We start from the raw sequence: 18258 nt of genomic DNA on the forward strand, positions 1-18258 counted from the left end.
TAAAATGAGGTCGCCCAGATTTGCACAGATGCGCTGTATCTATAGCGGTCAACGTCAACCAATCATGCGGCGCGCTTCGCGCTTGCATTCTTGGGACGTTTTCGCATACGAGCCTTTGCCCAATCGCCTGCGTCCTTCGGACTTGCCTCTTGGACGGCTCAGCAAGGAGACAAAACACAGGCGTAACGGTGCTACGTCGAGATTTTGTCGACGACGAGAGGACAGCGCAGATGTGTGAAGATGGGCGGCTGAATTTATCGGTGCTTCCTTAAATAGGCAGGAATCTTATTTGGACATATTGAGGGAGGGAACTTGAGGAAACTGCAAGCCAACCTCCCATGAGTATCCCGATCATCTGCTTACCGCAAAAAATTGCGCCAGATCGTAAAAGCTGCGAAGACGATGAGGAGGAAGAAAACGAAGGGGCGAGGCGGTTCTTTTCTTTCGCCGTGCAGAATCCAATGTAGATCGTCGCGCAGGAGAAAGATGCACAGAATCGGGCCTAGCATGAATATGGCTTCATTCGCATGGAACGCGGCAGTGAGGTCGCCTTCGGAGAGCGAGAGCATCAATCGAGTGATGCCGCAGCCGGGGCAGTCGAGTCCTGTCATGGCGTGGAAGGGGCATGGCAGGCTGAGCCCCGTCGTGCGGCAGAAGATGAGATAGGCGATGCCGACGGCGAGGAGCAGGGCATAGCGCTGAAAAATGACCTTGGCGCGTGTTCGCTGCTCGGCAGCAAGCCATCTTGCTGCTCCTTCTGCATTGCCTGTGATGTTTTTTGCGGCAAAAAGAAACCGCCCGAGAGCGGACGGCTTCTTGCTTTTTGTATCGTTCATGATTTAGAAAGCCTGTGATGCGCCGCCATCGTGGTCGATGATGGCGTTGAGCGCACTCTGCATCAAGGCGTAACTGATGATGCCGAAGCCGAAGAGGGCGAGGACGAGATAGATGATGGGGAGGTTCGTGTCTGCCGTCATGCCGCGTTTCTGCTTCGCCATGACGATGGTCTCGCCCATCTTGTAGAGCCAGTAGAAGCTGTAGATGCCGCAGGTGAGGAAGGAGAAGAGGATGACCATGCCGCCTGAAGCTGTCGTACGCTCGCCTGCTGCTGCATGGGCGTCTTCGGTGAGCATATAGACCCAATAAAGGGCGTAGAGACCGACGGTAATGAAGGAAAGAACGATGGCAAGGGGAATGCTTCTTTTTGTCATGAGGAATCTTCCTTTCTGGTTGAACAGGATAAAAACGGTGGCTCTTGGCGAGCGCTAGGCGTGCGGCTTTTGCAGAGATACGCGCGGTGCATCTGCCGAAAAGATGGGTTCGGACGGTGCGCCGCAGTTCCTTTGCTGCAGAAAGTCGTTGAGCGAGGCTTGCAGGAATGCCATGGTGAAATTGTAGGTGCGCAGAATCGCCATGAGCAGGTAAACGAGCGTCGGACTGTCGTCCTTGCGCTTGTAGACCGCCCAGAGGACGATGCCGGAAAGAATGGCCTGAACGATGGCAGTGACGAGAAGCCCGATGATGAATGCCAGGATGACAATGCCGATGGCCATGGCATCTTCGGTGGAATCGTGATGCATCGGGGCGGCTTCCGCAGCGGCGCTGAGAATGAATTGGAAGGTGTATTCGAGCATCGTGAAGACGATGTAGATGATTGTCATGATAATGGTGACGATCGTATACGTCTTGTTGCTCACGGAGTCGGGAGACAAGCCGTTTTCGCGGCGCAGTTCGACGAGTTCGCCGCCGATCTTGTAGAGCCAGTAGTAGAAGTAAAGAGAGCAGGTGAGGATCGTATAGAGTACGGCCGTGCCGCCGTCCACCGTGCGCGGCTTGCCCGAAAGAGCGTGGATCTCGTTCGTCAGCTTGTACATCCAGTAAAGTCCGTAGATGCCGCAGGTGATGACGGTCAAGACGATGGAGAGCGCGATGTCGCGCTTCTGTATCTGCATGAAAACCTCCTTATCAAATATTAGAGTTCCTTCAAAATGGCTCTTTTACGAGAGAAGCTCCATGGGGCGCCTGCCTCATGGAGCTTCTTCTTCAGCGCACGCGTGCGGCAGGCTCTTCCTTCTCCTCTTCGGGGAAGACGACGCCCTGCACCTGTACGTTCGTTTCGACGACCTTGAGACCAGTCATGGACTCGATGGCGCGGCGCACGTTCTTCTGTACGTCGGTTGCGACGTGGCGGATGTCGACGCCGTAGGTCACGACGATGGAGAGATCGACAGCGGCTTCCTGCTCGCCGACTTCGACCTTGACGCCCTTCGAGAAATTCCTGCGGCCAAGCATCTCGGCGATGCCGCCGATGAGACCGCCGCTCATTCCTGCGACGCCGTCGACATCCATCGCCGCGAGTCCCGCGATGACGCTGACGACCTCATCGGCGACGCGGATCGAGCCGAGTCCTTCGTTGCTCGTCATGAGCGGAGCTGTATCTTCTGCCATGGAAAAAACCTCCTTGCTGCTACTAAAACAACTTCTTCAATATCTCTGCCATTCCAGTATAACAGAAAATCACATGGGTGGCAACGACATCGGTTTGCAAAGCATCAGAGCGAGGCGGCGGCTCTTTGGGCGATTCGCTGAAAGAGAGCAATCGTCTCTTGGCGGTCGCGGCAGTTCTCGTCCATGACGACGAGGATCAGGTCGCCCGCGTCGCTCCATGCGATGCCGCCGTCGGCGTAGACGCCTGTGATTTCGCCCGTCTTGTTCGCGACGAGGAAGGCGGGGAGTGCCGAGGGCAGACAGTCCTTGTCCTTCTGGCGCGAGAGGATCTGCAGCATCTTTTTGTCGTGCTCATAGTCGACGCATTCGCCGCGGTAGATGAGCGAAAGGAGCGTGCCGATGTCCTTGACGCTGGAGAGGTTCGGCCGGCCTTGGTTGGAGAGCATCATCTTGTGCTGCAGGCACGTGTCTGCGTATCCTTTCTGGCGGATGTAGCCGTCGATGTTCTCGATGCCGAGGCGGTCGATAAGGATGTTCGTCGCAGTATTGTCGCTGTCCGTGATCATGCGCTCCAAGAGCTGCTCGATCGTGAGCTGCTTGCCCCTGTCGTACCAGTTGAGCTGCCCTGCGCCACCGACGATGTTCGCCTCGGTGATGGAGAGCGGTTCGGCAAGGGAGATAGTGCCGTCTTTCGCCTGCTGCATGGCGTAGGCGAGAATGAAGAGTTTGATCATGCTCGCAGGCTGCATGGCATGCGACTGGTAGAGAAGCGGCTCTTTTTCTTCGCGCGGACGCAGCAGGAAGACGGAGCAGTCGGGAGATTTTTGGGCGAGGATGGCGGAGAAGTCGGCGCGCAGCGCTTCCTGGTCGCTGCCGCGTTCGGCGAGCTTCGGCACAGGTGGTGCGCTCTTAGCTGCTGCAGCCGAAGAATCCTGCTGCACGCTGCGTTCCGCCGCCTCTGCCTCGCCGCCCCTTTGCTTGGCGCGCACGGCGCTCGTAAGGCTCTGCCAATGCTCTTGCAGTTCTTTTTGCGCGGCGTCGCTGCCATTGAGAAGGGCGACGAGGAACGGCGAGGGCTTGTCCGGGTTCTGCTTCTGCCACATGTATTCGGCGACGCCGAGGCAGAGGGCAGTTTGCACGAGGATGAGCAGGGTGGTGCAGAGCATCGCCTTTTTCATCCACGAGGAGGATTTCTTCGGCGTTTTTTTATCCGCGTGGAGACGATTGAGCTTCCTTTGCAGTTCTGCACGTTCGCCGGCTTTTCCCGATTTTTGCGTGCGCTTCTTTACCACGGCTGCGCCGTCCGCGGCGTCATGACGCCGAAGGTGAAGCCTGCGCCCTGCAGCATGTCGATGATGGCGGGCAGCGCCTCGACCGTCGTTTCCTTGCCGTCCTTGCTGTGCATGAGGACGATGGCACCGCGATCCTTGGGGCGGTTGGCGCAGGTGTAGCTGATCGAGCCGAGGATTTTCTGTACGCTGACGTTGTTGCCCGTCGCATCTTCGCTGCTGACGTTCCAGTCGTGGTTCACATAGCCGTTTTCCTTGAGCATGGCGCTGTAGCCGGGCTTGAACATGCTGGCGGCACCGCCCGGGGCGCGGACGATGAGCGGACGCACGCCGAGAATGTTGTAGATCACTTCATCGGTGTGGACAATCTCTTCGAGGAAGTTTTCCTTGTTCGGATAGAGAATGTCGTAGCGGTGGCTGTAGCTGTGGTTGCCGATGGCATGGCCTTCGGCGAAGATGCGCTTGAGGACGTCGGGGTGCGCTTCTGCCATGCTGCCGATGACATAGAAGGTGGCGTGTATGCCGCGCTCTTTCAGGATGTCGAGGATGGCAGGCGTGTTCTTCGCGTCGGGGCCGTCGTCAAAGGTCAGGTAGGCGACATTCGGCATCGTATAGGGGGTGAGGTCCGGCATCTCGGTGGGAAGGCCTTTTTCGCGGCGTTCGGCGAGCGTATAGATGTCGTAGATGGGCGTCTGCGCATCGGTGATCTGGAGGTTGCTGAAGTCGTCACTGACGACGACGTAGTTGCCGCTCGGCGGCGTCTTTTTCGCAGGGTCGGCTGCGGGAGCGCCGCTGTCCGTTGTCTGTGCCGTCGAGGGTTCCGCAGCGTTATCTTCCGTATGAAGTTCGCTCCATGCGATGCGCCAGCCTGCGATGCAGGCGATCATGAGGCAAGCGATGAGCACGAACATCTTCGCGTGGCGGTTCTGCAGGAAGTTCTTGCCGCTGGTGTTTTCCGTGTTCTTTTGCAAGACAAAATCATCCTTTCCGTATGTTCCGTGATTTCTTACATTCCGTTTCTCCGTCCTGGCGCATTTTTCACCTTTGGCTGAGGCAGCGGAGTTCTTCGAGAAGCTGCTTCATGTCCTCGTCCGTGCCGATGGTGATGCGCAGGTGTTCGTCGATGCGCGGTTTCTTGAAGTAGCGCACATAGATGCCGCGCTTTCGCAAGGTTTCGAAGAGCGTTTGTGCCGGGATGTCGGGATTTCGCGCGAAGAGGAAGTTCGTCTTCGATTCCGTGACGGAAAAGCCAAGCTTTTGAAGAGACGCCTTCGTTTCCTCGCGCGTCTTGATGATTTTTCCAAGCGTTTGCTGAAAGTAGGTTTCGTCCTCGATGGCGGCTTTTCCTGCGGCGAGAGAGAGCGTCGTCATCGTGTAGGAGTTGATCGACGCCTTGACGTCCTCCATGGCACGGATGAGCCGCTTTGCTGCGAAGGCGTAGCCGATGCGCATGCCGGCGAGAGCGCGCGATTTCGACATCGTGCGCACGACGATGAGGTTCTCGTATTTTTTGAGCAGCGGGAGCGCTGTTTCTGCGCCGAAATCGACGTAGGCTTCGTCGACGACGACGACGGATTCGGGATTCTTCGCGAGGATTTCTTCAACGCCTGAGAGGGGAAGCGCGAGTCCCGTCGGCGCGTTGGGGTTCGCGAAGATGACGCCGCCGTTTTCACGCGCGTAGTCTTCGGGGCGGAGCGTGAAGTCTGCGGCGAGCGGCACGGTCTCGTAGGGGATGGTGTAAAGCTCAGCCCAGACATCGTAGAAGGAGTAGGTGATGTCGGGGAAAAGCACGGGCCTTTGCCCGGCAAAGAACGTGAGGAAGGCGAGCGCGAGCACGTCGTCGGAGCCGACGCCGACGAAGACTTCGTCTGGCTTGACCGCGTAATGCGCGGCGATCGCTTCCTTCAAAGTGTGGCAGTCTGGCTCGGGGTAGAGGCGCAGGCGGCCGGCGTCGCAGGCGGCGATGGCTTCGGCGACGCGCGGCGAGGGCGCGTAGGGGCATTCGTTCGTGTTCAGTTTGATGACCTTGCCCGCAGGCTGCTCGCCGGGGACGTAGGGGGTGACGCGGCGGATGTTATCGTACAGGCTCATGGCTTTCCCTCGTTTTCATTATGCTATAAGCGGTTTCTTAAGGTATATTTTCTATTCTACGTCCTTTTTGCTCGAAGGGCAAGGGGGCGGCAGGAAAGCGGCGGCTTTTGCCGAAAATTTCTTTAGGGTAAAGAGGGGATTTTTCGCGTGTTTGACGGAAGGAGAGAAAGTCATGACGGAAGATGGAAAAGTGCGTGAAAAGGAGCGCATCGAGCGCACGCTTGAAGCGTTTCGCCGCAATCGTTACGACGTATCGCTGTTTCAGACGAAGGAGGAGGCGGCAGATTACCTCGCGCGGGAGATCGCAGGAAAGCGCGTGGGCTTCGGCGACTCGGAGACGCTGCGAGCACTGAGGCTCTACGAGAAGCTCAGCGTGAAAAACGAGGTCATAGATCCCGCGAGGAGCGGTCACAGCGGCGGTTTGGAGGCTTTCCTCGCGGCAGGCAGGGAGGCGCTGATGACCGATGTCTTCCTATTGTCGGCGAACGCCATCACGGAGGCGGGGCAGATCGTCAACATGGACGGCGCGGGAAACCGCATCGCAGGTTCTCTCTTTGGTCATGAGAAGACGTATTTCGTCTGCGGCGTGAACAAGCTCGTCAAGGATGTGGAGGCGGCAATCGAGCGCATCCACGCCATTGCTGCGCCACAAAATGCAGCGAGGAAGAAGAAGCGCACGCCGTGCGCCGCAAAGGGCGACAGGTGCTACGACTGTACAAGCCCCGAGCGCATCTGCAACGCACTGACGATCCACTACAAGAAGATGAGCTATCGACCGATGGAACTGGTTTTGATTGAGGAGTGTTTGGGGCTGTAGATAGAGTTACGAAGACGCTGCATGAACGCAAACAGCCTCCTGCACTTCGCTTGGCGAAACAGGAGGCTGCTTGCTATATCAGCTTGCCATGACGGCTGGTCTTCAAAATGGTTGCGATAAGATTCTCAGAACATGGTTTTCGTTATAGTAGAGGCTGGCGCTTTCCTTGCGGCAATTCCTATGCTATAATCGCCGTAGTGACTGGCTTCAGTCGGTTCTCCTCCATGCGAGGAGGTGATGTGTGTGACGCTTTATGAAAAGCTCTCACTTCTCATTGCAGCGCTTGCGCTTGCAGTAGACATCACTTTTCATCTGCTTAGATTCTAAGTAGAAAAAAGAACCGCTCTGCGGTTGCGGCGGCTCCTCTTTCCAATGAAACTAAAAATTTCCGAAGGAGAAACCGACGCTACCACCCGCCAGTCACTCTTCTTTTGTAATTATAGATTTTTTGTACGTTGCTGTCAATCTTCTCGGCTATGATTGCAAGCAGCTATTCGAGATATTCGATCTTTGCCTTGACGATGCGCCGGACGGAAGCGTCGAGGCGGTCTTTGGAGATCTCGCCGCTCTTCACGGCTTTCAGGAGGCCGTTGTAGACGGCGGTTTCGTGCGCGTAGTCGTGGCAGACGAGCACGAGGTCTGCGCCCGCCAGGATCGCTTCGACGCCCGCGCGGTCGAAGCCATAGTGGCGGGAGATCGCGCCCATCTCAAGGTCGTCGGTCACGATGACGCCGTCGTAGGAGAGCTCTTCTCGGAGAAGACCCTGCAGGATGGCGGGCGAAAGGCTGGCAGGATTCTTGGCATCGAGCGCCGGGTACATCGTGTGCGTTGCCATGACGAACCAGCCGCTCGCCCCCTTCGCATTCTTTGCAGCGTTCCTCTTGGCGATCATCTCGCGAAACGGCACGAGGTCACTCGCTTCGAGGGTGGCGCGGTCGGCGTGCACGGTGACCGTGTCCTCATGCGTGTCGCTCTCGCCGCGTCCGAGACCGGGGAAGTGCTTGAGCGTCGCGAGAAGCCCGGCGTCCGCGTGGCCTTCGAGGGCGGCGGCGACAAACTTTGTCGTGGTGGCGGCATCGTCGGCATAGGAGCGCCCATAGGTCGCACCGAGGTCGGCGACGGGAGCGAAGTTCAGGTTGAAACCCATCGCCTTGAGTCCGTGCGCCGTGTCGGCGGCATAGCGGTATGCCGCTTGGGGGTCGCCCGTGCGGCCGATTTCTGCGGCGGCAGGCGGCGGCGGGAATGCCTCCTTCATGCGAGCGACGGCGCCGCCTTCCTCGTCGATGGCCAGAAAAAGCGGCAGTCCTGCATCCGAGGCATTTTTCTGCAGGGAATCGTTCAGCGCGCGCACCTGCTCCTGGCTCTTCATATTGCGGTCGAAGAGAATGATGCCGCCAACATGGTACTCCGAAAGCATGAAGCGGCTGTCCGCATCGAGCTCCGTTCCCTGTATGCCGATCATGAGAAGCTGCCCGACCTTCTCGGCGTCGCTCATCTTCTGTACAATGGCGGCCGCTTTTTCATCGGGCGAGAGGCTTTTTTGCGTATGGCTCGCAGCGGAATCTTTCGAGGCGGCATCGTCAGAGCGCGCAAGGCAGCCCGCGAGGAGCAGGCTAGTGCAGAAGATGGTCAGACAGAGGAGCAGAGGAACGAGGGAGGTCTTGCGGTTCGCGCGATTTTTCGTCATGGCTGGTTCCTTGCTGGGAGTGTGTTTCATAGCAACGACATATACTTGCTGCGAGCCATGGCGTCAATGCCGAGCAGATCCATGGCTTTTTCTGCCGAGACGCCCGCATTCTTCATCAGATTGCGGATGCTGCTGAGAAAGGCGCGTTCTTCGCCATGTGCTTTGCCGCGAGCTTCACCGCGAGCTTCACCGCGAGCTTCACCGCGAGCTTCACCGCGGGCCTCACCGCGAACCTCGGCTTCGGCTACTTCGGCTTTGAGAATGTGTTCCAAGTCACTTTTGACGAGGTCTTCAATTAATTTGCACATGGTGGAGGCTCCCCTTTCGTTTTCTTTGAAAAATCTCGCTCGATTTGCTAAGACGCTGTAATGCATGTCGTCGGGGTCTTCGCAGAAGAAATCATGCATCAGGCGACCGAGCGGCGTGTCGTCTTGATATGCGGCATTGACGTAGATAATATGTGCGCCGTCGTCGAAGGCGACTCCTGTTTCAGCAAAGGACTTCTGCACATGATAGAGTGGTCGATTGCCTTTCCATACATCGTGTTCCGTAATGAAGATGACGTAGGTTTCGGGCAGTTCCCTGAAGTCCTTTCCCTTGTCGAGCTCGCGTGCGTCCATCATGCAGCTGTTGTAGCGCGCTCGCCTGGGATCGGCGCCCTCGTCATCGCGCTGGACTTCGACATCGAAGATGCGCTCACCGTCAGTGGCAATTGCATCGAAACGCACACCGCGTCCGAAGAGGTTTGGGACAGATCTTTGCGTCAATACTTCTTTGACGCGCAGTTGCGGATTGCCAAAGATGATTTGCAGCAAAAGTTCCATACAGGCGATGTCGCCGTCGAAACAGCTGTTGAAAAAAGCGTCGTCAATCAAACGCAGTTTCTTGATGATGTCACGATAGATTTTTTGTCGCTCCGGCGTGTTGAAAATCGTCATGTGCCGCTCCTTTGCAACGAGGCTTCGCTTACCTCATATTTTATAAAAAATCCGTCCCATTGGCAAGCATTCGCGCTTCTCGATGCAGGAAAAGCCGGGTGCAGCTTTTTCTGCATCCGGCTTTGGCAGTCTGTTTGATTCCGTGTCTTACTTGAGCAGAACGCTCGCATTCTCGAGCACGGCTTTGCCTGCCTGGCAGGCGGGGCAGAAGCAGATCTTGTTGCCGGCAGCTTTGAACTCTTCGGCCTTCTTTGCGAGGTTTGCAGCTTCTTCGTTGCCGAAGATGCTTTTCGCTTCGTCGGACTGGAAGAAGGCGAGTGAGGCGTCGATGCTGGAGACATCTTCCTTGAGAGCGGCGATGAGCTTTTCGGAGAGCTTCTTTTCCGCGTCCGTGCCGATGGCGGCGAGCCAGTCTTCGCCGAGCTTTCGGAGTCCTTCGTAGCAGCTCGGGGCGCTGACGATCTCTTTGACCTTTTCAATGAGGGTTTGCTTGTCCATGAACAACATCCTTTCTCTTTCGTTGACATTGCCTATTACGACTATAGAAGAAATGGGGCAGAATTGCAAGCGGTTATTGACAAAGCGCGGGAAATTTACGTAGTATAGTAATGGAAGAACGGTGGAAGCGCGGCTGAGATGGAGTCGTCCGGATATGCGAAGATGGGCGCTTGAGCTTATTCGTGCTTCCTTTGGAACGGAAAGGAGATTCAGGCATGAAGCATCTTCTTGTCATCGGACAGGGGCCTGCGGGCATTTCGGCGGCTGTTTACGCGAAGCGCGGCGGGGCGGCGGTCACGGTCGTTGCGAACGGCGTTGGTGCGCTCGAAAAGGCGGAGCAGATTGAAAACTACTATGGCTTCGGTGAGCCGCTGACGGGCAGGGAATTGGCCGCGCAGGGCGTCGAGGGCGCGAAGCGCCTCGGCGTGGACTTCGTCGAAGGCGAGCTTGTCGGCCTGCGCTTCAAGGATACGATGGATGGCTTCGTCGCCGAGCTCGTGCATCGAACGCTCGAAGCGGATGCGGTCGTTCTCGCCATGGGAGCTTCGCGCCTCGCGCCGCCGCTCGCAGGACTCAAGGAGCTGGAAGGGCACGGCGTGAGCTACTGCGCGATCTGCGACGCTTTCTTCTATCGCGGCAAGGAGGCCGCTGTCCTCGGCGCGGGTGACTATGCGCTTGCAGAAGCTGCGGCGCTCCTGACGCACGCGGCGAAGGTGCATCTTTTGACGAATGGCGAGGCGGCGCCCGCGCATGTGCCGGCAGGGCTTCTCGTGCATACGGAACGGCTCGCCGCGGTCGAGGGCGAGGGCAGGGTCGAGCGCGTCGTCTTCGCGGGCGGCGCGACGCTTCCCGTCAGCGGCATATTCGTCGCCTTCGGCACGGCGGGCAGCACGGCGATTGCCAAGAAACTCGGAATTCTTCTCGACGGCGTATATCTGAAAGTGAATGAGAAGATGGAGACAAACGTGCCCGGCGTCTTTGCCGCGGGCGATGCGACGGGCGGGCTCCTGCAGGTGGCGAAGGCCGTGCACGAGGGCGCGGTCGCGGGGCTTTCGGCGCTGAAGTTTTTGCGCGGCAAAAAGGCTTGAATGGAAGACGTGCGGCTGAAGGAAAGTTTTCTTTGAAAAAATTGGGAAGAGACGCCCCTTCCATGCTATAATGATGGTCAAGGTATGTACGGCAGCTGGGCGCGGGCGTGTCCGGTTGGTTTCTTTGGGAAATGATGATAAGTTGAGGCCGCATAGAAGTGTAAGGATAGGCGGCCGAATTTATCCGTGCTTCTTTTGTCAGGAGGTTCGAAGGTGTTTGATTTTTTGAAGAGCAGAAAAGATGAGGAAGGGAAATCTTCTCTGCGCGACCGCGTGGATGCGAAGCCCTTGCCGCAGGTTCAAAAGGCGGCCGCGCAGAACGGAGCGCCGGCAGGCAGAGACTTGCAGGGCGCTGATGTCGCCGTCTGCTACCTGCATCGAAGCGAGATCGCGCGGGAAAACCTCGCGCCCATCGCCTCCCTGCCCGACGGCGCGGCGCTCGTCCTCGGCTTCGTCTCGCCCGATCTCGACTTGACGGACGTCGGCAGAGCTGTGCAGCAGGCGCTCGGCAAGGAGGTGCGCGTCGTGCTCATGACGGACGCGGGTGAGCTTTGTCGTCCGCAGGGCAGCGCGACGCTCTACCAGGAGGCCGGCGAAGGACGCGCACGCGTGCTTCTGCAGGGATATTCGCGCCGCATGATCGAGGACGTCTTCACGATGAGCGTGCCGCTCCACTCGCAGGACTTGAAGGCGGATCGCATCGACATGAGCCTTGAGGCGCGTCTCCAGGCGATCAAGGGCGAGCTTGAGCGGCATGTGCCGCCGTTTCGCATCAGTCTCTACCACACGTTCGCGCTCGTCTACATCGACGGGCTTTCGCGCTCGGAGACGTTCCTCATGCAGGCGCTCTACGAGTCGCGCAAGTTCCCGTGCCCTTATATCGGCGGCTCGTCTGCCCCTGATGCGCACGGGCGCGCCTGTGTCTACGACGGCGAAGCGAGTCTTGAAGATCATGCCGTCATCACGCTCGTACGTCTCAGGCGCGGCTACCGCTATGGCATCTTCAAGACGCAGGCGGTCGAAAAGACGGATACCTCCTTCATCATCGACAAGGCCTCGACGGCGCTTCGCTCCGTCGAGACGCTGCAGCTTTCGTCGGGCGAGACATTGCCGGCGTTGGAGGCTTTGAAGCGCACGCTTGGCGTGCATTCTGCCGCCGATCTTGATGCGGCAATGCAGAAGTACACGTTCGCTTCCGATATCAACGAAGACTTCTTCATCCGCTCGGTCAGTGCGCTCGACCATGCGCGAGGCCGCCTGAATCTCTACTGCGACATCGTGACGGGCGAGCGGCTTCATCTGATGAAGCGCGGCTCTCTCGCCGATACGCTCGCCAAGGGTCTCACCGATTTCCAGCGCGGCAAGCCTGCGCCGCTCGGCGGTATTCTGAACGACTGCATCCTGCGCCGCCTCTGCTATGCGTCGGAGACGGGGCACATTGACGAGTTCCGCGATGTGCCTGTCGCAGGCTTTTCGAGCTTCGGCGAAATCGCGGGGCTGCATGTCAACGAGACGCTGACGGCACTCTTCTTCTATCATGTGCCTTCGGGCGTGAGTTTCCGCGATGATTACATTGATAACTTCGCGAGCATCTACGCCGACTGCGACGCCTTTTTCTTCCGCCGCATGATCGACCGGCAGGCGCATGTGGGGGCACTCAAAGATGACCTTGTCGCCATGTTCCGCGACTATCAGCAGAAGATTCCTGCGATCATCGCCTCCATCACGCGCATTGCCGATGAGGTTCATGCGATTCAGGCGGCGCTCAAGAATCTTTCGGACGGCTCGGCCGAGCAGAAGCAGCTCTTCGCGCAGATCGTGCGCCAAGGCGAGGAGATTGGGCCGACGCTCGAAAAGCTGGCGCAGGACACGAAGCGCATCGACGAGGTCATCCGCCTGATTGCAGGCATCGCTTCGCAGATCAACTTGCTCGCCTTGAATGCGACCATAGAGGCGGCGCGTGCGGGCGAGGCGGGACGCGGCTTCGCCGTCGTCGCGCAGGAGGTCAGCAAGCTATCGGGCACGACGCAGGAAAACCTCACGGCATCCGACGAGGCGGTGCGAAAGCTGCTGAACGAAGTGCGCAAGATCGACGCCATCATGGAGGCAAACGAGGAAATGGAGAAGAAGATTCGTGCTTTCGACGCGCAGTTCAACGAGCAGATGACCGTGCTGCAGAAGACGCTCGAAGGAAGCCTCGTGCACATCGCCGAGTCGGCGCGCTCCGTCAGCGAGCTGGAAAAGGTCAGCGAGTCGGCGAATATGCGCATGGAGGCGATCAACCTCCTGATCCGAAACATCGAGCGCGGCGCGTAGGTGGGCGGGCACAGGCTGCTACATGCTGCTCATACAGTTCGTATTCATCTGAAGAAGCACGGATGGATGCAGCGCCTATCAAAAAAAGAGCCGCCACGGCTGCAAAACCATGGCGGCTCTTTCTCGTACGTCTTGAGGAAGTGCGGAATTTATCCGCGATCCCTTCAGTCGAGCAGGCTCTCGACCATCTCGCGCGGCACGAAGCCGACGGATTCTTTCGTCTTCTTTCCGTCCTTGAAGACGATGAGCGTCGGAATCGACTGCACGCCGAACTGGACGGCGAGATCGGGCTGCTCGTCGATGTTGACCTTGCCGACCTTGAGGTCGGGATGCCCTGCAGCCACTTCATCGATGACGGGCGTGAGCATGCGGCACGGGCCGCACCACGGCGCCCAGAAGTCGAGCAGTACCGCGCCCTTGGCGGCCGTGACTTCGCTCTCGAAGTTTTCCTTTGTAATCTCTATTGCATTCATGTTTATCCCTCGCAATCTTTTTTTGATGGAGCTCTTTCGCCATTATATCACATCTTTTTCCTCGGGAAAAGCGGGAAGGCGTGCGATTTCTTCCGTCTTGCCGTCAAATCTCTTGCAATATCGCGCTTTTTCCACTACAATGATGAACGAAAAATAATGATGGGGAATCGCTGAATTTATTCGTGCTTCCCTGGAAAGGTGGATTCCATGACACGATTGGAAGAGATGCTGCAGGCGAATGAGGCGTACTGCAAGAACCCGCCCGTCGACTACACGGGGGAGGATGTGCACGAGAGCAAGCTGCCGAAGAAGAAAATCGCCGTGTTCACCTGCATGGACACGCGCCTTGTAGAGCTTTTGGAGCCTGCCTTGGGGCTAAAGCGCGGCGACGCGAAATTCGTCAAGACCGTCGGCAACACGCTCGTCGGCCCCTTCGACGGTGTTGTGCGAAGCCTCATGGTTGCGACATACGAGCTCGGCATTGAGGAGATCTTCGTCGTCGGACACGACGAATGCGGCATGGCGAAGACGACGGCGAAGAGCCTCATCGAGGCCATGCACGCGCGCGGCGTTGACGATGCGGCGATCGCGCCCCTGCGCGAGGAGCTTGTGCATTGGGCGGACAGCTTCAGCCACCCGGCGGAAAATGTCAAGGAAGTTGTCCGAAAACTGCGCGAGAATCCGCTGCTGCCGAAGGATCTCAAGATTCATGGATTGATGCTGCACCCGAGGACGGGCAAGGTCGACCTGATCGAGAGCGGCGATGCGTGAAGACAGCATCGGATATGAGGAGCAGTTTTTTGCTGCAGGTATGCCGGAGGAGAAGTCGTGATGGTTGTTCGAAGAAAGAACCGTGAGTTTGCCGCGAAGGATCTTGTCTTGACAGCGCTGATGACGGCGATCGTCTTTCTCGCCACCTTCGTGCCGCATATCCCGATTCCGCTCGGCTACGCGCATTTGGGTGATGCCGCGATCTTTCTCTTCGCGCTCTTGGCGCCGCGGCGCTCGGCGCTCGTTGCCGCGTGCCTCGGCTCGGCGCTTGCCGACTTCATGAGCGGCTTCGCGCTTTGGATCGTGCCGACACTCGTGATCAAGTTCGTCATGGCGGAAATCGTCTGCCGCATGGCACAGGAGCGAAGCGGGCTCTGGCGGATCGCGGCGGCGCTGGCTCTCGCGAGCCTTTGGATGGCGGCGGCCTACACGCTCGCAGGTGCTGTCCTTTACGACAGCTTTGCGGCGGCGCTGGCCTCTTTCCCCGGGCTTTTCGTGGAGGGCGTCGTCAACAGCGCCTTGGCGCTTGCCGCCCTGCCGTTTTTGCGCGGGCGTTTTCTGCGCAAGGCTTGAATTTTATGGATGAGGAAAGAAGTGACGGAATTGCTCGCTCCCAAGGGCTATGAAGATATTGAAGAAAAGGTGCTGGCGAAAGAGCGCCTGACGCGCGAGGACGGCGTCCGCCTCTTTGACTGCAGGAACATCGCCTGGCTCGGTGCACTCGCCGACCATGTGCGGCGCGAAAAATGCGGCGACGTCGTCTACTACAACGTGAACTGCCATGTGAACCTTACGAATATATGCCGTGCGCACTGCAAGTTCTGCGCTTTCGGCCGCGATGCCGAGGACAAGGGCGCCTACGAGATGGCGGCGGACGACGCCATCGCCGTCGTCGAGGATGCGATGAAGGATCCGCACCTTGCGGGACTGCACGTCGTCTCAGGGCTGCATCCTGCGTGGACGTTTGATGACTACCTCGCGCGTCTGGCGGCACTGCACGAAAGGTTTCCCAAGCTCTACCTCAAGGGATTCACGGGCGTCGAGATCACGCATTTTTCCAAGATCTCGGGGCTTTCCGTGCGCGAGGTGCTGGAAAGGCTCAAGGCGGCCGGACTTGACGCCATCGCAGGCGGCGGTGCGGAAATCCTTTCTGACCGCATTCGCGAAGAGCTGTGTCCGAACAAGGCGACGGCGAAGGAGTGGCTCGACGCTGCGCGCACGGCGCATGAACTCGGCATCAAGTCGAACGCCTCGATGCTCTACGGGCATATCGAGACGCTCGCCGAGCGCGTCGACCATCTGCTCGCGCTGCGCTCTCTGCAGGACGAGACGAGCGGCTTCCAGACCTTCATCTGCTTCCCGTTCCTGCCGAAGAATACGGCTCTTGCCGCGGAAAGCGGCATCTCTCAGACCTCGATGTGGGACGACCTCAGGACGATGGCAATCTCGCGCCTCATGCTCGACAACTTCACGAACATCAAGGCGTATTGGGTCATGCTGACCGTCCCTGTCGCCCAGGTAGCGCTCGCTTTCGGCGCGAACGACATCGACGGCACGGTGCACAAGGAGACGATTCTGCACGACGCGGGCGCGAAGAGCCCGCGCGCGCTGACGGAGGACCGCATCATCCGCATCGTCAAGGAAGCCGGCCGCATCCCCGCGGCATGTGACTGCAACTTCAATATCCTTCATGTGTATGAATGAGGTGGAAAAATGAAAAAACTTTTTCTAGCATCTTATTTGGCCGGAGTGAAGACGTTGGTTGGAACATGGTTGGAGGAGAAAAGGCCGGAAGAGATTCTCTTCGTTCCAACGGCGGCGAATGTCGAAGAATATACCGACTATGTGGAGGAAGCGGCGGATACATTCGCCGCTCTTGGCTACCGTGTGAAACGTATGGATTTTAGCAAATTCGCACGGGAAGAATGTGAACGAGAATTGCAAATGTGCGATAGCCTTTATGTTTCAGGCGGTAATACCTTCTATTTGCTGCAGGAGCTGCGCCGCAAAAATCTTCTGGGGGCTTTGCATGAGAGAATTGAAGAGGGGATGCTTTATATCGGAGAGTCGGCAGGAGCAATGATCACGGCTAGGGATATTGCCTATGGTCAAATCATGGACGACAAAAAAGCCGCACCAGACCTAAAAGACATGAGCGGTTTATCTGTTGTGGATTTTTATATTTTGCCTCATCGAGGAGAAGAACCGTTTGTTGAAGCTGTGGAAGAAACGCTTCGTGTATACGATGGGAAACTGGAATTTTTGACAATGGACAACAGTGAGGCAGTGATTGTTGATGGTGCGGAGCACAGAGTGGAGAGAGAAGCGTAGGTGCGATCGGCTCCGCTTAGGCTTATAGGGACTCACTGTCGTCAAGTTTTGCAATTCTGCGTGCAGCGGTTTTATATACGGCAGAATCGCTGCGCAGACCAATGACGATGATAAGCATGTGATCGCGGTCTTGCACCAGTTTGTAGACGATACGGATGCCTGCACGCTTCAGCTTGATTTTTAATAGACCGACGCGATTCGTGTCGGCATGTGCGCCCAATGGCTTGCCGTAGCCGCCCTCACTTGCAGGCAGTGGATTCTGAGAAACCTTGCAGATGGCTTTTGCCGTTTCCTGCTTTTGACTGCCGTCAAGACTCTCGAAATCTTTTTGCGCTGCTTCCAGAAACTGTACTTGCCACATCATTCGATTTCAAAGCTCTCAAAATCGAGAGAAGGAAGGTCGATGCCGTTTCGCTTGCAGACTTCTTCAAAGGGAATAGCCGCCTGCTCTTTGCTGTCGAAGTCTTTCAGTCTTTCGGAGGCGAGATGCAGAAGGTCAGCGTCTTCTAAGCGCTCGACAAGGGCGTTGTAATCGGCAGGCGACAGCAGGACGCACTCCGGTTCATTGTTCTTCATAACGACCGTCATGCCGGTTTGTTTTACGTTGGAGAAAATTTTTCCGGCTTGGCCGCGATTGAAGGCTGTGATGGGAATCGTAGGGGGAAGCGGGCGTATTTGCGGCATGATGAACCATCCTTTCCAGATCATGCAGGTACTCTGCGTTCAGTATAGCAAGATGTCGATAAAATGGCAACGAATTTGTCGACACCTCTGCTGCGGGGATCGGAGCAGAGTATCCAGTGGTATAACGCATGGTCGAGAAAAGAACTGTTTTATGCGTGTAGTTTACCATGAAGCCCCAAGAGGTCAAGCCGAAGGCGCAGACCGATTGGCTAGGCTTCTGTAAGGGCGGCGCACAATGTCCACAAAGTGGACGTTTGTGCGTGTAGCTTATGAACGAAAGGAGCATTTGCATGAAGAAGGGGCTTTTCGTATGCTATCCGCGCTGCACGACATGCCAAAAGGCGCGTCGCTGGCTGGAAGAGCACGGCGCTGCGGTCGAGGAGCGCGACATTAAGGAGGAGAGGCCGACGGCCGACGAACTGCGTGCTTGGCACGCGAAGAGCGGCCTGCCGCTGAAGCGCTTCTTCAATACGAGCGGCTTGAAGTATAAGGAACTTGGGCTCAAGGACAAACTGCCCACCCTGAGTGAGGCCGAGCAGTATGACTTGCTCGCTTCCGACGGCATGCTCGTCAAGCGTCCGCTTCTCGTCGCTGCTGACTTCATCCTCGTCGGCTTCAAGGAAAAGGAGTGGCAGGAGCGCTTTGAATGAATTTCTGTCGCAGATACGTTGGGATGAGTGACTTCGTTTTATCCGTGCTTTCGGGGCTGTGCCCAGGCTTTCTGTCTGGGGTGCAGCCTTTTTTACTCCTTGGAGGGAAGCATCTGACGGCGGGGGGAAGCCATTGGAAAAATCCTTGAATCTTCCCTTAGGAATAGAGGCGTTCGC

General features: G+C 57.5%; 21 protein-coding genes. 8 read left to right on the forward strand and 13 right to left on the reverse strand.

Translation table 11 applies throughout. The annotated features are described in order from the left end of the window. Positions 1 to 359 precede the first annotated feature (359 nt). The 7 genes from HMPREF1153_RS07205 to hisC form a co-directional block, all read right to left on the reverse strand. Positions 360 to 836, reverse strand: coding sequence for a DUF2752 domain-containing protein (locus tag HMPREF1153_RS07205; protein WP_009646351.1), 477 nt, complete (start codon positions 834 to 836; stop codon positions 360 to 362). Between the two features lie 3 nt (positions 837 to 839). Continuing rightward, on the reverse strand, positions 840 to 1211 hold the full coding sequence (locus tag HMPREF1153_RS07210) for a DUF4234 domain-containing protein (protein WP_009646315.1): 372 nt from the start codon (positions 1209 to 1211) through the stop codon (positions 840 to 842). Between the two features lie 54 nt (positions 1212 to 1265). Continuing rightward, positions 1266 to 1952, reverse strand: coding sequence for a DUF4234 domain-containing protein (locus tag HMPREF1153_RS07215; protein WP_009646344.1), 687 nt, complete (start codon positions 1950 to 1952; stop codon positions 1266 to 1268). A gap of 91 nt (positions 1953 to 2043) precedes the next feature. Further along, on the reverse strand, positions 2044 to 2448 hold the full coding sequence (locus HMPREF1153_RS07220; protein WP_006193774.1) for an Asp23/Gls24 family envelope stress response protein: 405 nt from the start codon (positions 2446 to 2448) through the stop codon (positions 2044 to 2046). A gap of 104 nt (positions 2449 to 2552) precedes the next feature. Further along, a complete protein-coding gene (locus HMPREF1153_RS07225) occupies positions 2553 to 3626 on the reverse strand; it encodes a serine hydrolase (RefSeq protein WP_232208241.1) in 1074 nt (357 codons plus the stop codon). Between the two features lie 107 nt (positions 3627 to 3733). After that, on the reverse strand, positions 3734 to 4708 hold the full coding sequence (locus HMPREF1153_RS07230) for a polysaccharide deacetylase family protein (RefSeq protein WP_009646332.1): 975 nt from the start codon (positions 4706 to 4708) through the stop codon (positions 3734 to 3736). 67 nt (positions 4709 to 4775) lie between these two features. Next, positions 4776 to 5828 (reverse strand): histidinol-phosphate transaminase, encoded by a 1053-nt coding sequence (gene hisC / locus HMPREF1153_RS07235; protein WP_009646318.1) that lies wholly within the window; start codon positions 5826 to 5828, stop codon positions 4776 to 4778. Positions 5829 to 6000: 172 nt separating this feature from the next. On the opposite strand from hisC, the gene HMPREF1153_RS07240 reads away from it, so the two are divergent. Then, on the forward strand, positions 6001 to 6645 hold the full coding sequence (locus HMPREF1153_RS07240; RefSeq protein ID WP_037370195.1) for a lactate utilization protein: 645 nt from the start codon (positions 6001 to 6003) through the stop codon (positions 6643 to 6645). A 490-nt stretch (positions 6646 to 7135) separates the two neighbouring features. Here the strand turns inward: HMPREF1153_RS07240 and HMPREF1153_RS07245 are convergent, their stop codons facing one another. The 3 genes from HMPREF1153_RS07245 to HMPREF1153_RS07255 form a co-directional block, all read right to left on the reverse strand. Next, complete coding sequence (locus HMPREF1153_RS07245; RefSeq protein WP_009646334.1) at positions 7136 to 8332, reverse strand: glycoside hydrolase family 3 protein; 1197 nt, start codon at positions 8330 to 8332, stop codon at positions 7136 to 7138. Between the two features lie 26 nt (positions 8333 to 8358). Beyond that, on the reverse strand, positions 8359 to 9270 hold the full coding sequence (locus HMPREF1153_RS07250) for a PD-(D/E)XK nuclease family transposase (protein ID WP_009646306.1): 912 nt from the start codon (positions 9268 to 9270) through the stop codon (positions 8359 to 8361). A gap of 147 nt (positions 9271 to 9417) precedes the next feature. Then, a complete protein-coding gene (locus HMPREF1153_RS07255) occupies positions 9418 to 9768 on the reverse strand; it encodes a hypothetical protein (protein ID WP_009646348.1) in 351 nt (116 codons plus the stop codon). A 215-nt stretch (positions 9769 to 9983) separates the two neighbouring features. Here HMPREF1153_RS07255 and HMPREF1153_RS07260 point away from each other — a divergent pair, with 215 nt between their 5' ends. Then, positions 9984 to 10856: an NAD(P)/FAD-dependent oxidoreductase gene (locus HMPREF1153_RS07260; RefSeq protein WP_009646321.1), complete on the forward strand. Its 873-nt coding sequence runs from the start codon at positions 9984 to 9986 to the stop codon at positions 10854 to 10856. A 213-nt stretch (positions 10857 to 11069) separates the two neighbouring features. Then, positions 11070 to 13172, forward strand: coding sequence for a methyl-accepting chemotaxis protein (locus HMPREF1153_RS07265; protein ID WP_009646322.1), 2103 nt, complete (start codon positions 11070 to 11072; stop codon positions 13170 to 13172). A gap of 164 nt (positions 13173 to 13336) precedes the next feature. Here the strand turns inward: HMPREF1153_RS07265 and trxA are convergent, their stop codons facing one another. Further along, positions 13337 to 13645, reverse strand: coding sequence for a thioredoxin (gene trxA / locus HMPREF1153_RS07270; protein ID WP_009646309.1), 309 nt, complete (start codon positions 13643 to 13645; stop codon positions 13337 to 13339). A gap of 207 nt (positions 13646 to 13852) precedes the next feature. On the opposite strand from trxA, the gene HMPREF1153_RS07275 reads away from it, so the two are divergent. From HMPREF1153_RS07275 to HMPREF1153_RS07290, 4 genes are read left to right on the forward strand one after another with little or no spacing between them, the layout of a single operon-like run. Beyond that, complete coding sequence (locus HMPREF1153_RS07275) at positions 13853 to 14416, forward strand: beta-class carbonic anhydrase (RefSeq protein WP_009646303.1); 564 nt, start codon at positions 13853 to 13855, stop codon at positions 14414 to 14416. 60 nt (positions 14417 to 14476) lie between these two features. Beyond that, complete coding sequence (locus HMPREF1153_RS07280; protein ID WP_009646293.1) at positions 14477 to 14989, forward strand: ECF transporter S component; 513 nt, start codon at positions 14477 to 14479, stop codon at positions 14987 to 14989. A 9-nt stretch (positions 14990 to 14998) separates the two neighbouring features. Further along, positions 14999 to 16120: an aminofutalosine synthase MqnE gene (gene mqnE / locus HMPREF1153_RS07285; protein ID WP_198003330.1), complete on the forward strand. Its 1122-nt coding sequence runs from the start codon at positions 14999 to 15001 to the stop codon at positions 16118 to 16120. Positions 16121 to 16129: 9 nt separating this feature from the next. After that, on the forward strand, positions 16130 to 16747 hold the full coding sequence (locus HMPREF1153_RS07290) for a Type 1 glutamine amidotransferase-like domain-containing protein (RefSeq protein ID WP_009646329.1): 618 nt from the start codon (positions 16130 to 16132) through the stop codon (positions 16745 to 16747). Positions 16748 to 16769: 22 nt separating this feature from the next. On the opposite strand, the gene HMPREF1153_RS07295 is transcribed toward HMPREF1153_RS07290, so the two are convergent. Both HMPREF1153_RS07295 and HMPREF1153_RS07300 read right to left on the reverse strand, forming a co-directional pair. Then, positions 16770 to 17111, reverse strand: a complete 342-nt coding sequence (locus tag HMPREF1153_RS07295) for a type II toxin-antitoxin system RelE family toxin (protein WP_009646327.1) — start codon at positions 17109 to 17111, stop codon at positions 16770 to 16772. Then, the gene (locus HMPREF1153_RS07300) at positions 17108 to 17455 is read right to left on the reverse strand and encodes a type II toxin-antitoxin system Phd/YefM family antitoxin (protein ID WP_232208242.1); all 348 of its coding nucleotides are present in this window, start codon (positions 17453 to 17455) and stop codon (positions 17108 to 17110) included. Before HMPREF1153_RS07300 ends, HMPREF1153_RS07295 begins: the two co-directional genes overlap by 4 nt. A 266-nt stretch (positions 17456 to 17721) precedes the next feature. On the opposite strand from HMPREF1153_RS07300, the gene HMPREF1153_RS07305 reads away from it, so the two are divergent. After that, entirely contained in the window at positions 17722 to 18081 is a 360-nt protein-coding gene (locus tag HMPREF1153_RS07305; protein WP_009646290.1) for an arsenate reductase family protein, read from the forward strand. Positions 18082 to 18258 lie beyond the last annotated feature (177 nt).

Source organism: Selenomonas sp. CM52 (genome assembly GCF_000292955.1).
In the GTDB taxonomy this organism is placed as follows: Bacteria; Bacillota; Negativicutes; order Selenomonadales; family Selenomonadaceae; genus Selenomonas.

Excerpts from the sequence above, each read along its gene's own strand:
- HMPREF1153_RS07225 (WP_232208241.1), bottom strand. The coding sequence starts at position 3,626 with ATGAAAAAGGCGATGCTCTGCACCACCCTGCTCATCCTCGTGCAAACT.
- HMPREF1153_RS07250 (WP_009646306.1), bottom strand. The coding sequence starts at position 9,270 with ATGACGATTTTCAACACGCCGGAGCGACAAAAAATCTATCGTGACATC.
- HMPREF1153_RS07290 (WP_009646329.1), top strand. The coding sequence starts at position 16,130 with ATGAAAAAACTTTTTCTAGCATCTTATTTGGCCGGAGTGAAGACGTTG.
- trxA (WP_009646309.1), bottom strand. The coding sequence starts at position 13,645 with ATGAATGCAATAGAGATTACAAAGGAAAACTTCGAGAGCGAAGTCACG.
- HMPREF1153_RS07295 (WP_009646327.1), bottom strand. The coding sequence starts at position 17,111 with ATGATGTGGCAAGTACAGTTTCTGGAAGCAGCGCAAAAAGATTTCGAG.
- HMPREF1153_RS07215 (WP_009646344.1), bottom strand. The coding sequence starts at position 1,952 with ATGCAGATACAGAAGCGCGACATCGCGCTCTCCATCGTCTTGACCGTC.
- HMPREF1153_RS07210 (WP_009646315.1), bottom strand. The coding sequence starts at position 1,211 with ATGACAAAAAGAAGCATTCCCCTTGCCATCGTTCTTTCCTTCATTACC.
- HMPREF1153_RS07240 (WP_037370195.1), top strand. The coding sequence starts at position 6,001 with ATGACGGAAGATGGAAAAGTGCGTGAAAAGGAGCGCATCGAGCGCACG.
- HMPREF1153_RS07305 (WP_009646290.1), top strand. The coding sequence starts at position 17,722 with ATGAAGAAGGGGCTTTTCGTATGCTATCCGCGCTGCACGACATGCCAA.
- HMPREF1153_RS07260 (WP_009646321.1), top strand. The coding sequence starts at position 9,984 with ATGAAGCATCTTCTTGTCATCGGACAGGGGCCTGCGGGCATTTCGGCG.
- hisC (WP_009646318.1), bottom strand. The coding sequence starts at position 5,828 with ATGAGCCTGTACGATAACATCCGCCGCGTCACCCCCTACGTCCCCGGC.
- HMPREF1153_RS07245 (WP_009646334.1), bottom strand. The coding sequence starts at position 8,332 with ATGACGAAAAATCGCGCGAACCGCAAGACCTCCCTCGTTCCTCTGCTC.
- HMPREF1153_RS07300 (WP_232208242.1), bottom strand. The coding sequence starts at position 17,455 with ATGATCTGGAAAGGATGGTTCATCATGCCGCAAATACGCCCGCTTCCC.
- HMPREF1153_RS07255 (WP_009646348.1), bottom strand. The coding sequence starts at position 9,768 with ATGGACAAGCAAACCCTCATTGAAAAGGTCAAAGAGATCGTCAGCGCC.
- HMPREF1153_RS07220 (WP_006193774.1), bottom strand. The coding sequence starts at position 2,448 with ATGGCAGAAGATACAGCTCCGCTCATGACGAGCAACGAAGGACTCGGC.
- HMPREF1153_RS07280 (WP_009646293.1), top strand. The coding sequence starts at position 14,477 with ATGGTTGTTCGAAGAAAGAACCGTGAGTTTGCCGCGAAGGATCTTGTC.
- HMPREF1153_RS07205 (WP_009646351.1), bottom strand. The coding sequence starts at position 836 with ATGAACGATACAAAAAGCAAGAAGCCGTCCGCTCTCGGGCGGTTTCTT.
- HMPREF1153_RS07275 (WP_009646303.1), top strand. The coding sequence starts at position 13,853 with ATGACACGATTGGAAGAGATGCTGCAGGCGAATGAGGCGTACTGCAAG.
- mqnE (WP_198003330.1), top strand. The coding sequence starts at position 14,999 with ATGAGGAAAGAAGTGACGGAATTGCTCGCTCCCAAGGGCTATGAAGAT.